The sequence below is a fragment of the Rhodoplanes sp. P11 genome, assembly GCF_964266735.1.
In the GTDB taxonomy this organism is placed as follows: domain Bacteria; phylum Pseudomonadota; class Alphaproteobacteria; order Rhizobiales; family Xanthobacteraceae; genus Rhodoplanes; species Rhodoplanes serenus.
The window spans coordinates 1,495,316-1,507,642 of the sequence record NZ_CAXWGY010000001.1 but is presented as its reverse complement, the minus strand read 5'-3'; the positions used below and the strand labels follow the sequence as shown (position 1 = coordinate 1,507,642).

At 70.0% G+C, this 12,327-nt stretch carries 12 protein-coding genes and 1 tRNA gene; 5 read left to right on the top strand and 8 right to left on the bottom strand.

From position 1 onward, the window contains the following. Positions 1–45: 45 nt before the first annotated feature. The 5 genes from ACFQUV_RS06695 to rpiA all read right to left on the bottom strand — a co-directional run bounded on the left by ACFQUV_RS06695 (position 46) and on the right by rpiA (position 3,507). The gene (locus ACFQUV_RS06695; RefSeq protein ID WP_129607569.1) at positions 46–465 is read right to left on the bottom strand and encodes a type II toxin-antitoxin system VapC family toxin; all 420 of its coding nucleotides are present in this window, start codon (positions 463–465) and stop codon (positions 46–48) included. Continuing rightward, positions 462–716: a type II toxin-antitoxin system VapB family antitoxin gene (locus ACFQUV_RS06690; RefSeq protein WP_129607567.1), complete on the bottom strand. Its 255-nt coding sequence runs from the start codon at positions 714–716 to the stop codon at positions 462–464. The genes ACFQUV_RS06695 and ACFQUV_RS06690 overlap by 4 nt, the downstream gene beginning before the upstream one ends. A 143-nt stretch (positions 717–859) precedes the next feature. Beyond that, entirely contained in the window at positions 860–2,251 is a 1,392-nt protein-coding gene (gene gor / locus ACFQUV_RS06685; RefSeq protein ID WP_129607565.1) for a glutathione-disulfide reductase, read from the bottom strand. Continuing rightward, on the bottom strand, positions 2,248–2,787 hold the full coding sequence (locus tag ACFQUV_RS06680; RefSeq protein WP_165363755.1) for a DUF2059 domain-containing protein: 540 nt from the start codon (positions 2,785–2,787) through the stop codon (positions 2,248–2,250). Before ACFQUV_RS06680 ends, gor begins: the two co-directional genes overlap by 4 nt. A 15-nt stretch (positions 2,788–2,802) precedes the next feature. Further along, positions 2,803–3,507 (bottom strand): ribose-5-phosphate isomerase RpiA, encoded by a 705-nt coding sequence (gene rpiA / locus ACFQUV_RS06675; protein ID WP_129607561.1) that lies wholly within the window; start codon positions 3,505–3,507, stop codon positions 2,803–2,805. Positions 3,508–3,779: 272 nt separating this feature from the next. On the opposite strand from rpiA, the gene gph reads away from it, so the two are divergent. The 3 genes from gph to ACFQUV_RS06660 all read left to right on the top strand — a co-directional run bounded on the left by gph (position 3,780) and on the right by ACFQUV_RS06660 (position 5,275). Further along, the gene (gene gph, locus ACFQUV_RS06670; protein ID WP_378394421.1) at positions 3,780–4,490 is read left to right on the top strand and encodes a phosphoglycolate phosphatase; all 711 of its coding nucleotides are present in this window, start codon (positions 3,780–3,782) and stop codon (positions 4,488–4,490) included. Between the two features lie 101 nt (positions 4,491–4,591). Beyond that, the gene (locus ACFQUV_RS06665) at positions 4,592–5,125 is read left to right on the top strand and encodes a hypothetical protein (RefSeq protein WP_155478837.1); all 534 of its coding nucleotides are present in this window, start codon (positions 4,592–4,594) and stop codon (positions 5,123–5,125) included. A 75-nt stretch (positions 5,126–5,200) separates the two neighbouring features. Continuing rightward, a tRNA-Val gene (locus ACFQUV_RS06660) sits at positions 5,201–5,275 on the top strand. Positions 5,276–5,481: 206 nt separating this feature from the next. Here the strand turns inward: ACFQUV_RS06660 and ACFQUV_RS06655 are convergent. The 3 genes from ACFQUV_RS06655 to ACFQUV_RS06645 all read right to left on the bottom strand — a co-directional run bounded on the left by ACFQUV_RS06655 (position 5,482) and on the right by ACFQUV_RS06645 (position 10,965). Next, the gene (locus ACFQUV_RS06655; RefSeq protein WP_129607762.1) at positions 5,482–6,468 is read right to left on the bottom strand and encodes a tripartite tricarboxylate transporter substrate binding protein; all 987 of its coding nucleotides are present in this window, start codon (positions 6,466–6,468) and stop codon (positions 5,482–5,484) included. Positions 6,469–6,650: 182 nt separating this feature from the next. Beyond that, positions 6,651–9,863: a 4Fe-4S double cluster binding domain-containing protein gene (locus ACFQUV_RS06650; protein WP_129607763.1), complete on the bottom strand. Its 3,213-nt coding sequence runs from the start codon at positions 9,861–9,863 to the stop codon at positions 6,651–6,653. 160 nt (positions 9,864–10,023) lie between these two features. Continuing rightward, positions 10,024–10,965, bottom strand: coding sequence for a LysR family transcriptional regulator (locus ACFQUV_RS06645; protein WP_129607764.1), 942 nt, complete (start codon positions 10,963–10,965; stop codon positions 10,024–10,026). 98 nt (positions 10,966–11,063) lie between these two features. Here ACFQUV_RS06645 and ACFQUV_RS06640 point away from each other — a divergent pair, with 98 nt between their 5' ends. Together ACFQUV_RS06640 and ACFQUV_RS06635 are read left to right on the top strand one after the other, a co-directional pair. Continuing rightward, positions 11,064–11,444 (top strand): protocatechuate 3,4-dioxygenase, encoded by a 381-nt coding sequence (locus ACFQUV_RS06640; RefSeq protein WP_111385492.1) that lies wholly within the window; start codon positions 11,064–11,066, stop codon positions 11,442–11,444. Positions 11,445–11,475: 31 nt separating this feature from the next. Further along, on the top strand, positions 11,476–12,318 hold the full coding sequence (locus tag ACFQUV_RS06635; RefSeq protein WP_129607765.1) for a class III extradiol dioxygenase family protein: 843 nt from the start codon (positions 11,476–11,478) through the stop codon (positions 12,316–12,318). The last annotated feature ends 9 nt before the right edge of the window (positions 12,319–12,327 follow it).

The window sequence follows — 12,327 nt, the reverse complement described above, 5'->3', positions numbered from 1 at the left end:
GAACACGCAAAGACCTCTGGGGCGGAATCCGATCCAGGCGCGAGGTCAATCGGGTTGCGAGACCGGGCCGCCCGCCAGGGCCGGCGCGATATCGGTCCGGGCGAAATCCTGCCCCTTGAACAGCAGCGGCTCGCCGGTCGCCTTGGCCAGCGCATAGCTGAAGCAGTCGCCGAGGTTCAGCTTCGCCGGATGGCCGCTGCCTTTGCCGAAGGTGCGATAAGCTTCGCGTGCGAGGCGGGCCTGGGCTTGCGTGAGCGGCTCGATAACAACGGCCGCAGCAGCCAGGATCTCGTCGAGCCGACGCGCGATGACGGGATTGTCGTTTCGATCGGCGACCACACCAGCCTCGACGTAGCTGGCTGCTGACAAGCGGCGAACCGGCGCCGCCTCGATCGCATCCGTGTATCGCCGGGCGTCGGGTTCGTCCTTCAGGATCGCGATCAGCGCGGATGTATCGACGATCACTTGAACAATCCGTTCTCGTCGTAGAGCAGATCGCCGTGATCCAGCGAGCGGTACGGCTCCTTCCAAAGGGGGCCCGTTTCCTTGGCGATCGCCAGCAGCCGCTCCGACAGCCCCTCGCCGGACCCGCCGCGAACCCGCTCCAGCCGCTCGCGCAGCGCGGTGGTCACCGCCTCGGTGATGTTCTCGCCGGTGAGCCGCACCAGCTCCTCGGCCAAGCGGGACGCCTCGTCGGTGTCGATGTTCAAGCCCATGGACGGCTCCGCCGGTTGCCTCCGTTCAATGTAGGGGGCAGGCCTCCATGCAGCAACGGTTGCACCTCGATTGATCGCCCTCTGCGTCCGACACTCCGAAACGGGCCGTGCGCGCGCCCGCTCCAGCGCCGACCGGCCGCCCCCTACTCGGCCGCCTCGCGGCGGTGGCGGACGGTCGGCTGCCGCATGGTCACCAGCTCCTCGGCGGCGGTCGGATGCACCGCCATGGTGGCGTCGAAGTCGGCCTTGGTGGCGCCCATCCGCACCGCGATGCCGACGAGCTGGATCATCTCGCCCGCCCCCTCGCCGACGATGTGGCAGCCGACCACCCGGTCGGTCGCGGCATCGACCACGAGCTTCAGCAGCACCGCGGTGTCACGGCCCGACAGGGTCGCCTTCATGGGCCGGAAGCGGGTGCGGTAGATGTCGACGTCGCCGATCTGCTCCCGCGCCTGCGCCTCGGTGAGCCCGATGACCCCCACCTCCGGCTCGGTGAACACCGCAGTCGGGATGCTGGCGTGGTCGGCCTTGGTGGGCTTGCCGCCGAACACCGTGTCGGCGAAGGCGTGGCCCTCGCGGATCGCCACCGGGGTGAGGTTGACCCGGTTGGTCACGTCGCCGACCGCCCAGATGCCGGGCACCGAGGTGGCCGAATAGTCGTCGACCGCGATGCCGCCATTGGGCGCGAGCCGCACCCCGACGGTCTCCAGCCCGAGGCCGCGCACATTCGGCGGCCGGCCGATGGCGAACATCACGGTGTCGGCGGCGACCTGGAGGCCGCCCGAGAGATGCGCCGTGTAGTGCCGGCCCGACGCCTCGACCGCCGCCACGGTGTTGCCGGTGATCACCTGCACGCCGCGCTTCTCGAACTCCTCCCGCACATGCTGGCGAACGTCGTCGTCGAAGCCGCGCAGGATGTTCTCGCCGCGATAGACCAGCGTCACCTGCGAGCCGAGGCCGGCGAAGATCGACGCGAACTCCACCGCGATGTAACCGCCGCCCTGCACCAGCACGCGGGTCGGCAACGTGTCCAGATGCAGCGCCTCGTTGGACGAGATCACATGCTCGATGCCGGGGATCGCCGGGCCGAGATGCGGCACCGCTCCGGTGGCGATCAGGACATGCTCGGCGCGCACGCGCTCTCCGGTCGCCTCCAACCGCACCGTATGGGCATCCTCCAGCACGGCGCGGCTCTTGACGAGATCGACACCCGCCTTGCCGAGCGTCGCTGTGTAGGCGGCCTCCAGGCGGGCGATCTCGCGGTCCTTGTTGGCGATCAGGGTCGCCCAGTCGAACGCCGGTGCCGCCACGCTCCAGCCGAAGCCGGCGGCGTCCTCGAACGCGTGGCCGAAGCGCGACGCATAGACGAGCAGCTTCTTCGGCACGCAGCCGCGGATCACGCAGGTGCCGCCGACACGATACTCCTCGGCCACCATCACGCGGGCGCCATAGCCGGCTGCGATGCGGGCCGCGCGGACGCCGCCCGAGCCCGCCCCGATGACGAAGAGATCGACGCGGCGGTCCGGCGCGCTCACAGGTCGTGGCCCTTCTTCTTCATCTCCTCGCGGAACCGGGTCATCACCTCGGCCGAGAAAGTGTCGGCCCACGACTGCGCCTTCTTCAGGCTCTCGTCGATGATGGCGGGCTCGTCAGACGCCATCTTCTTGCCGACCGGCGACTTGTAGAAGGCGACCAGCTCCTTCAGCTCGCTCTCGGTGAAGCGCTGGGCATAGATCCGGGCGACCTCGCCGAGCAGCTCGGCGCGCTTGGCGTCGTAGTCCTTGCGCAGCTTCACGGCGACCTCGCCGAGCTCGCCGGCGAGCTGCGGGTTGGTCGGCACAAAGGTGTTCTTCACGAACTCGATCACGCCGGTGACGATCGGGTCGAACATCACCGAGCCGCCCTTGATGGAGATCAGCTCGCGCGCCGCGGCGATCGCCGAGGCCGAGGGAGCCGCCTGCGTGGCCGCCGGCTGGGCGCCGCCCTGCTGGGCGTGCGCCGGCGCAACCGCCACCACGCCCACGGCGAGCCCGGCCACCACGGCGGCGCGGAGGATCGAAACGAGCTTCATGGGAGTTCCCCCTGTCTAGAACGATGGTGCGGTTTCGATGCGAACGCCGGAGGCGCCGGCGATCACCGCCAGCCGCACCAGCCCGATGAACAGTCCGTGCTCCACCACGCCGGGCACCGCGGCGAGCCGATCGGCCAGCCCGGCCGGGTCGGCGATGCGGCCGAGCGCCAAGTCGAGAATGAAGTGCCCGCCGTCCGTGACGAAAGCGTGGCCCTCGGCGGTGCGCCGCAGGCGCGCCGGGCCGGGGCAGCCGGCGGCCTGCGCGGCCGCCTCGACGGCGCGCAAGGTGGGGGTGAGGCCGAACGGCACCACCTCGACAGGCAGCGGAAAGCGGCCGAGGGTGTCGACCCACTTGGCCTCGTCGGCGATCACGATCATGCGGGCCGAGGCGGCCGCCACGATCTTCTCACGCAGCAAGGCCCCGCCACCACCCTTGATGGCGCTGAGATCGGGGGCGATCTCGTCGGCGCCGTCGACCGTCAGGTCGAGCGCCGGGACCTCGTCCAAGGTGGCGAGCCGGATTCCGGCCGCCTCGGCGTCGGCCCGGGTCGCCTCCGAGGTCGGCACGCCGACCACGTCGAGGCCAGCCCGCACCCGCTCGCCCAGCAGGGCGACGAAGTGCTTGGCGGTGGAGCCGGTGCCGAGCCCCAGGCGCATGCCGGGCTCGACGAAATCGAGGGCGCGGGCGGCGGCCTCGCGCTTGAGGGAATCGGCGGACATGGGTGCAGCGCGTCGGAGGCTCGTGACAGGGGGCGCGCCCGCTATGTAGCCCCGATCCGCCGCTCCGCCTAGAGCCGAGCACGGTGTGGCCGGCCCCGCCATGTCGCAAGCGCCGCCCCCGGCAAGCCGTCACTCGCCCGCCGAGCTGCTGTGCCAGAGTGTCCCTTGCGCCGCGCCGCCGGACCGGGCTAAGGCCCGCGAGGGCCGGCCGTGCCGCGCCGGACCCGTGAGCGCGCAGGACCCGTGAGATCGCAGGACCCGTGAGATCGCGCATGCATCAGCCCGCCCCCGCCCCGCTCGTCGTGTTCGACCTGGACGGCACCCTGGTGGACACCGCGCCGGATCTGATCGACACCCTCAACGGCCTCCTGGTGCGCGAGGGGATCACGGCGGTGCCGTTCGACGAGGCCCGGCGGTTCATCGGCGGCGGCGCCCGGCTCTTGATCGAGCGCGGCCTCGCGGCGCAGGGGCGCGACTGCGGGAGCGCCGCGATCGACCGCCTCTACGCCGTCTATGTGGACGCCTATGCGGAGCGGATCGCCGATCTGTCGCGCCCCTTTCCGGGGGTGATCGACGCGCTCGACGCGCTCGACGGAGCCGGCTGCCGCTTCGCGGTGTGCACCAACAAGCTGGAGCGGCTGTCGCGCAAGCTCCTCGACGCGCTCGGCCTCGCCGGCCGCTTCCGCGCCATCTGCGGCCAGGACACCTTCGCGGTGATGAAGCCCGACCCGCAGGCGCTGCTCGGCACCATCGCGGCGGCGGGCGGCGACCCGGCCCGCACCGTGATGGTCGGCGATTCGGGCACCGACATCCTTACCGCCCGGGCGAGCGGCGTGCCGGTGGTGGCCGTCGACTTCGGCTACACCGAGGTGCCGATCGCGAGCCTCGGTCCCGACCGGGTGATCGGCCACTACGCCGAGCTGCCGGACGCCGTCGCGGCCCTGCTGGACACGACCGCCGGCACCCCCACCTATTCCGGCTAGCCGCCCCGCCCCACCCACCGAGGCACCTCCCCGAATGGGAGCGGTTGCGCCGAGGGCTCGGCGTCCCTAATGTCGCAGGCGGCGTTGGGGGACGCCGGACCATGAACAGCCTGTTGTACCGAGTTTTGGCGGTCGCGGCCGGGGGCATCCTGCTCGCCGGATGCGAATCGCTGTCGAGCTTCCAGATCCCGAGCTTCGGCATCGGGGGACCCGCGACCGCGGCCTTGAACCTGGAGAGCGATCCGCCCGGCGCCGAGGCGCGCCTGTCGAGCGGCGCCACCTGCCGCACGCCGTGCGCCTTGCCGGTGCCGCTGGTCGGCGAGATCGCCGTCACCTTCACGCTGCCGGGCTATCAGCCGCAGACCGTGCCGGTGCGCACCGTGCGGGCCGAGTCCGGCCAGGGCGACCCGGAGTTCGCCGCCGCTTCGGTGCAGCTCGAGCCGAATCCGGTCTATGTCGAGCTCGCCGCCGTGCCGCCGCCCCCCCAGAAGCGCCGGCCCAACACCCAGCGGCCGCGCGCCTCGCAGCCGACGGCGGCGCGCACGCCGCGGACCGCGCCGGCACCGGCTCCTGCCCCCGCCGCGGCGCCGGCCCCTGCCACCGTGGCGCCGGCGACCCCGCTGCCGCCGCAATGATCCACCGGGCTGATCGACGCGGCGGCGGATCGGCTTGACAGGCCCGGCTTCGGGCATTACTTCGCCGCAACGGTCGGGCGCTTAGCTCAGCGGGAGAGCGTTCCCTTCACACGGGAGAGGTCGTAGGTTCAATCCCTACAGCGCCCACCACTTTTTTCAGGCCCGCCAACAAAATCGCCAACGTTTCATGTCGAGCTGGACGCCGCATTTCGTGCGGCGGTCGACAACCCGGCGACGACGTCCACGCGCATTTTGCTGAATCCAGGTTCGCGGCAACGCCTGATCCCGGACGGCGCGAGCGCCGATCCGGGTGCCACACCCCGGCATCGAGGCGTATTCGATCAGCCGGAATCGGCTCAGTGATCCGGGCGAAACCCCGATGCACGGACGGCCGGCTCCCAGTACTTGCTGGCTTCCACCTGAATGCGCGCCAGCTCCTCGGGCGAGCTGCCGACCGGGGTCGTGCCGAGCGCCTGGAGTCGCTCGCGCGCCGCCGCCACCTGCATGGCATCCGCCACACCGCGATGCAGCGCCGTGACGACCGGGGCCGGCGTTCCGGTCGGGGCGTAGAGGCTGTACCAGGCGGTGCCGTCGATCGGGATGCCGCCCTCGGTGAAAGTCGGCACGTCGGGTAGCACGGCGAGGCGCTTCGGGCCGGAGACCCCGAGCATGCGGACGGTGCCGGCCTTGTGCAGCTCGATGCAGTCGCCCGAAGCTACCGAGGCAAACGGGATGTGCCCGGCAATCACATCGTTCACGGCGGGGGCGGAGCCCCGATAGCCGACATGCTTCATGTCGAGCTTGTTGTGCTGGGCGAACAGCACCGCGAACAGATGGGAGATGCCACCGGCGCCCGACGAGCCGTAGCTCGCCGCCGACGGATTGGCGCGCACCCACGCAATTAGGCTCTTCAGCGAGTCGAAGCCGGGCTTCGGCCCCGACACGAAGGCGATGTCGAACAGCACGACCTGGGAGATCGGCTGTAGCTCGGTGAACGGATCGTAGCCGAGCCTGTCGTAGGAGTGCGGATAGATGGAGATGACCGGCAGCGGCGCCAGCAGCAGCGTGGTGCCGTCGGGCTCCGACCGAATCACCGACTGGGTGCCGGTGCGGCCGGCGGCGCCGGCACGATTCTCGACGAACACCACCGCACCCAGGCTGCGCTGGAGCTGGTCCGCCAGGATGCGGGCCACCGCATCGCCGGTGTTGCCGGCCGCGAACGGGTAGACGATCCGGATGGTCTTGCCGGCGAGCGGCGAAGCCCTTGCCGGCGCGGCGGAGAGCGCCATCAGCCCTGCCCCGGCGGCGATGAACCGACGCCTCGAGATCCGCGTTGCTGTCATCGTGAGTCCTCCCTTTCAGTGTTGTTTGATTTTCGATGATCGTCACGACGACGCCCGTACGACGGCGCCCGCCCGGCGCCCCAGAGGAGCGTCGTGCGCCGCCGGCTCGTCTAGGCGCCCGGATCACCGACCCGGACATGTCTCGGCGGCGCCAAGGCGCCGCCGCTCACCTCCGTCGCCCGCTACAGATCCACCACGATGGTTCCGTCCGGCTGCTTCGCCCGCGAACAGCACAGGATCATGTGAGTGGCTCGCTGGCTCTTGCTGAGCACGTAATCGCGATGCTCGATCTCCCCGTCCAGACACGGCACCTTGCAGACGCCGCACAGCCCGTCGCTGCACTTGACGTCGACCGTGACGCCGGCCTCGCGCAGCGCCGCGGTGGCCGCCTTGTCGGCCGGCACCACGATGGACCGCCCGGTCCGCTTCAGCTCCAGCGTGAACGGGTGGTTGTCGTACGCCTTGGCCTCGGGGACCGAGAAGTACTCGCGATGCAGCGCATCCTCGTGCCAGCCGAGGGCCAGCGCCGCCCCGAACACCGCATCCATGAACGCAGCCGGTCCGCAGGTGTAGAGATGATCGCCCGGCCGATAGCCGGTCAGCACGTCGGCGACGTTCAGCCGGCATTCGTCACTGAACCGGAAATGTACCCGCCGGACCCACGGCACGGCTTCGAGCTCGGCGACGAACGCCGCCTGGGCGCGGGTCCGCGCCTTGTAATATAAAGTGAAGTCGGCGCCCGCGCGGTGCAGTGCGTGGCCCATGGCGACCAACGGGGTGACGCCGATGCCGCCGGCGAGCAGAAGATGACGGCGCGCATCACGGACCAACGGGAAATGATTGCGCGGGCGCGAGATCACCACCGGGGTGCCGGGCTTGAGCATCTGATGGATCTTGATCGAGCCGCCGCGGCCCAGATCCTCGCGCAGCACGCCGACCAGATACCGGCTGGTGTCGGCCGGATCACCGGCCAGGCTGAACTGGCGGATGTACTGGGGCGTCACCGTCACGTCGATATGGGCGCCGGCCTCGAACGGCGGCAGCGGCGCGCCGTCGCGCGACACGATCTCGAACAGATCGATCTTGCCGTCGGCGGAGCTGGTCCAGCGACGGCCGACCTCGGCGACGATGACGGGCGGCGCCCCGTCGAGCGGGCGCGGGCCGGGCACCAGCCCTTCGGTCTCGCCGCGGGCGAGCCGATCCTGGTGCTCCTGCGGGCTGAGGAGCTGCCGGTAGGCGGCGATGCCGGCTTCGCGATCGATCGGGAACGGCGCCGGCAGCGGCGGCGGCACCAATGGCGCCGGATAGGCCGCGAGCGTCTGGTCCTCGTACTTCAGATCGATATGCGTGTTCAGTCCACGCCGGTTGGTCTCCGCCGCCTGCACGATCTTGCCGGTGCCGTCGTTGGTGACGTCCCACCACCATTTCTTGGCCGGGTTGATGCGCCCGCGACCGAGCGCGTCGTCCAGGCGGGCGATCCACCGCGCCGCCCACGGCAGATTCATGGCGGCCCAGCGGAACGGCGCCTCGCGGACCAGCCCGGCGAGATTCCACGGGCAGGTCTTCATGCAGCGGCCGCACATCGAGCCGCCCATGTTGGTCATGCGATAGCGCGTGCACTTCTCGACGTCGGCCTTCCAGATCTCGTAGCCGTTGAACATCACCTTGGGGCCGGACGAGATCGCGCCCGAGGGGCATTCGCGCGCGCACTTGTTGCAGGAGCCGCAGAACGTCTGCAAGCCGAAGTCGATCGGCTTGTCGGGACGCATCGGAAAGTCGGTGGTCAGAATGCCGGTCTTCTGCCGCGGCCCGAGGAATGGGTTGAGGATGATGTCGCCGATGCGACTGACCTCACCGAGACCGGCGAGCAGCACCAGCGGCGTCTGGATCACGTCGCTGTCGGCGGCCGAATGGGCCGTCGCCGAGAAGCCGAGGCGGCGCAGATGCCGGCCGACGACGCCGCAGACGAGACCGGCCCGCATGTAGGTGCGCATCGACTGGGCGCTGGAAATCCAATCGTCGCCGGAGGCCCCCTCCATGGTCTCGTGGCCCTGGTCGATCATCACCGAGACCGCGAGCGGATGCGCGACCGGCATCTCGGTCCCGTCCTGGCGGTGCGAGTACCAGACCCAGGCGGGCGCACGCGACACGCCGGCGAGGTCGGCGCCGAGCCAGTGCATGGTGGCCTTGACGGTGTCGGCATTGCGGACGGGATCGTCGTGGCCCGCCGCCGGCGCGCCCGCCGGCTCGCCGCGCTGGAGCAGCGAATAGACGTTGAGGGCGAGCCGCAGTGCGGCGGCGAGCGGCGCCTTGGCGACCGAGAAGCCGTCCTTGGAGGCGTCCTGCGCCGCCTTGCCCAGATCCCCGAAGGCGGCGCGCAGGAAGAACTCGCTGCTCTTCGGGCTGCGCGGGATGCGCTCCTCGTCGATGAACGTGGTCGGACGATCGACCCGCTTCAGTGTCTCCACCGGGAAGCGGCTGTCCTTGAAGGCGCGCCGGGCGAACTCCAGGCGGTTGCGCGCCGTCTTCGGGCTCGCCCAGCCGATCCACCAGCCCGGCCCCTGGGCCCGCAGGCGATCGCCGAGGCTCTGGCGACGCAATGGTGCATCCGGCGCCAGCGCCATCGTGGTGGTCACGGCGGCGAGGCCGAAGCGGCTGCCGATGAACGGATTGACCACGGTGCCCCGGCTCGTCACGCGCCCGAGCCCGGCCGACACCGCGAGCCGGTTCAGATCGACATCGGTCGTCGTCGCCGAGTGGCTGCACGCATCGTAGCCGAGGATGCGCAGGTAGTTGGCCAGCACCGTCGCGGTCTCGGCGCTGCGCAGGGCGGCGCGCCAGCCCTGCAAGCCGACGATCCACTCCGCCCCCGGCTCGTCGACCGCCGGATCGCGCGGATGCTCGACCATGAACACGATCGCGTGGGTGTGATGCGCGATGCCGGCATCGGTCAGGACCAAGGACCGCTGCATCTGCCGTATCACCGCGCTCGGATTGAAGCGCAGACGGAGCTTCTCCTCGGAGGCCTGGTAGGAAACGGTGCGCAAGTCCGGATGCTCGATGCGGCGGGGGAGCCGGTGGACCGCGTCGAGGCGGCAAATCCCGACCAGCGCGCTGTCGAGAAAGTAGCCGGCCGCCTTGAGGTGACGCGCCCGCTCGTCGGGATCGTCCGGAATCTCGGCCGCGGCCGCATTGCGGTCGCCCTGCCGCACGGCATCGAGCGCGCAGAGAAACTCGCTCATCGCGTCCGCGAGTCCGCCCGCCCCGCCGGTCGGGCTCAACGTGCCGTCGCCGGCGACCCGCCCGAGATCCGGCATCTCGGTGGTGCGGCCGAGCCGTTCGGACGGATACGGCCCGAGATGCACCGGACGCTTCGCATGCGAGAAGAGCTGCATCGATCCTGGTCCCGACCTTCGCGGTCCGGGACGCGAGCCGCCACCGCGCTGGCGACCGCATAGGCACAATGCCCGCGTCCACTGCGGGAGAGATGATTTCCGAGCGCCGCGAACTTGCCGAGACGCCGTTTGGAATGGATCGAATGCGCGGATGGAATTGTCAGGGATCGCAGTCGGCCTCGCCGCGGCGGCGCGACCGGAACAGTTGGAAGATGCGGCCACGCAGCCAGCGATGCCCCGCGTCGTGATGGACGCGCTCGTGCCACACCTGCGAGATCTCGATGCGCGGCAGCGGGAACGGCGGCTCGATGACGGCGAGCGGCAGATCTCCGATCAGATAGGAGGCGAGCCGTGCCGGCATGGTGCCGATCGCCTCGGTCCGGCTCGCCACGAACGCACAGCTCACGAAGTTCGGCACGCGGAGCCGGATGCTCTCGGGCGCGAGCCGTGCGGTCATCTCGCGCTCGAGCTGCTGGTGCGCCGCGTGTCCGATGCTGGAGCCGGTGACCAGGATGTGGCGCTCCGCCAGGAAGGCATCGAGCCGCGACAGCAGATCGCGGCGCGGATGATCGCGGCGCACGACACTGACATAGGGATCGACATAGAGCTTCTGGCGCTGGAGACCGCCGATCTCGCCCGGAAAGGTGCCGAGCGCCACGTCCGCCTCGCCGCTCTCCAGCTTGGCGGAGACATGGCGCGCATCGAGCGGAACCGCGCGTAACCGCAGGCCACCACCGGCGCGCTCGAGCGCGGTCATGATCTGCGGCACGAGATGCACCATGCCGACCTCGCTGACCAGCACGCGGAACTCACGGGTGGACGTCGCCGGGTCGAAAGCAGCGGTCGCCGATTTGAGGTGATCAGATACCGCGAGCAGCCCCCGCAGCGGCTCGGCGAGCTCGGCGGCGCGCGGCGTCGGCTCCATCCCCAGCCCGACGCGCACCAGCAGCGGATCACCGAAATGTGCACGCAGCCGCGCCAGCATCTTGCTCACCGTCGGCTGCGTGGTCTCCAGGATGACGGCCGCCTTGGTGAGGCTGCGCACCTCCAACAGAAGCGCGAGCAGCTTGAGGTGGCGCAGGCTGATGTCGCCATCATTCATGAGGAGAATTCGACGAATTCCGTTGCGGGAATGGCTCAGTGTAGGGACCGCCGTTAGGCTTCTGTCAAGCGCGGGCAGCGTCTCACGGAGGACCGCAGATGGACGAGAAGAAGGATGGACCGCAAGACGGCCTCAGCGACTGGGGCATTCCCGGCACCTACATCTTCGACCACACACGGTCGCGCGTCGGCTTCGAGCTGAACAAGCTCGCCTACTCGCTGACGGACCCGCAGAACCGGGAAGCCTTCAAGAAGGATGAAGAAGCCTACATGGCGCGATACGGCCTGACGGAGGCCCAGAAGGACGCGATCCGTCGACGCGACTGGCTGGCGCTCACCAAGCACCACGGCGGCAACATCTACTACATCTACAAGCTCGGCGCCGCCACCGGCTCCGGCCTGTACCACATGGGCGCGCAGATGCGCGGCGAGACCTACGAGCAGTTCCTCGAGACGCGCGGCGCCAAGGGCGCGCGCTGACCGGCCGGCGAGCAACAGGGAGAGACCAGGCATGGCCAAGATCGTCGCCGGAATCGGCAGCAGCCACGTGCCGAGCTTCGGCCCCGCCTACGACGGCCGCAAGTTCGAGGACCCGGATTGGAAGCCGCTCTTCGACGGCTACGTGCCCGTGAGGGAATGGCTGCGCGACACGGTGAGGCCGGACGTCGCCATCGTGGTCTACAACGATCACGGCTCCGACTTCAGCCTCGATCGCGTGCCGACCTTCGCGATCGGCGTCCGCGACATCTACGAGCAGGCCGACGAAGGCTTCGGCACCCGGCCGCTGCCGCCCGTGAAGGGTGACGCCGACCTGTCCTGGCACATCGCCAAGGCCGTGATCTACGACGAGTTCGATCTGACCGTCTGTCAGGAGATGAAGGTCGACCACGGCATGATGGCGCCGCTGCCGCTGCTGTTCTCGCACGATCCCGACTGGGCCGTTCGGGTGGTGCCGATCGTCGTCAACGTCATCCAGCATCCGCTGCCGACGGCGCGCCGCTGCTTCCGGCTCGGACAGGCCATCGGCCGCGCCGTCGCCTCCTATCCGGAGGACCTCAAGGTGGTCGTCGTCGGCACCGGCGGCATGTCGCATCAGCTCCATGGCGAGCGCTTCGGCCATCTCAGCGAAGCGTTCGATCGCCGCTGGCTCGACCTGATCGCGCGTGATCCGGAGGAGCTGTGCCGGATGACGCACGAAGAGATCATGGCGGCGGCCGGGGCCGAGTCGGTCGAGCTGATCATGTGGCTGGTCATGCGCGGCGCCCTGGCGGGCGGTGCGGTCGAGCGCAAGCACCTCAACTACTACGCCCCGATGACGACCGGCATGGGCCTCATCTCGCTCGCGGCCGCCTAGCGATCCAGC

Excerpts from the sequence above, each read along its gene's own strand:
- ACFQUV_RS06690 (WP_129607567.1), bottom strand. The coding sequence starts at position 716 with ATGGGCTTGAACATCGACACCGACGAGGCGTCCCGCTTGGCCGAGGAG.
- ACFQUV_RS06680 (WP_165363755.1), bottom strand. The coding sequence starts at position 2,787 with ATGAAGCTCGTTTCGATCCTCCGCGCCGCCGTGGTGGCCGGGCTCGCC.
- rpiA (WP_129607561.1), bottom strand. The coding sequence starts at position 3,507 with ATGTCCGCCGATTCCCTCAAGCGCGAGGCCGCCGCCCGCGCCCTCGAT.
- gph (WP_378394421.1), top strand. The coding sequence starts at position 3,780 with ATGCATCAGCCCGCCCCCGCCCCGCTCGTCGTGTTCGACCTGGACGGC.
- ACFQUV_RS06665 (WP_155478837.1), top strand. The coding sequence starts at position 4,592 with ATGAACAGCCTGTTGTACCGAGTTTTGGCGGTCGCGGCCGGGGGCATC.
- ACFQUV_RS06655 (WP_129607762.1), bottom strand. The coding sequence starts at position 6,468 with ATGACAGCAACGCGGATCTCGAGGCGTCGGTTCATCGCCGCCGGGGCA.
- ACFQUV_RS06650 (WP_129607763.1), bottom strand. The coding sequence starts at position 9,863 with ATGCAGCTCTTCTCGCATGCGAAGCGTCCGGTGCATCTCGGGCCGTAT.
- ACFQUV_RS06645 (WP_129607764.1), bottom strand. The coding sequence starts at position 10,965 with ATGAATGATGGCGACATCAGCCTGCGCCACCTCAAGCTGCTCGCGCTT.
- ACFQUV_RS06640 (WP_111385492.1), top strand. The coding sequence starts at position 11,064 with ATGGACGAGAAGAAGGATGGACCGCAAGACGGCCTCAGCGACTGGGGC.
- ACFQUV_RS06635 (WP_129607765.1), top strand. The coding sequence starts at position 11,476 with ATGGCCAAGATCGTCGCCGGAATCGGCAGCAGCCACGTGCCGAGCTTC.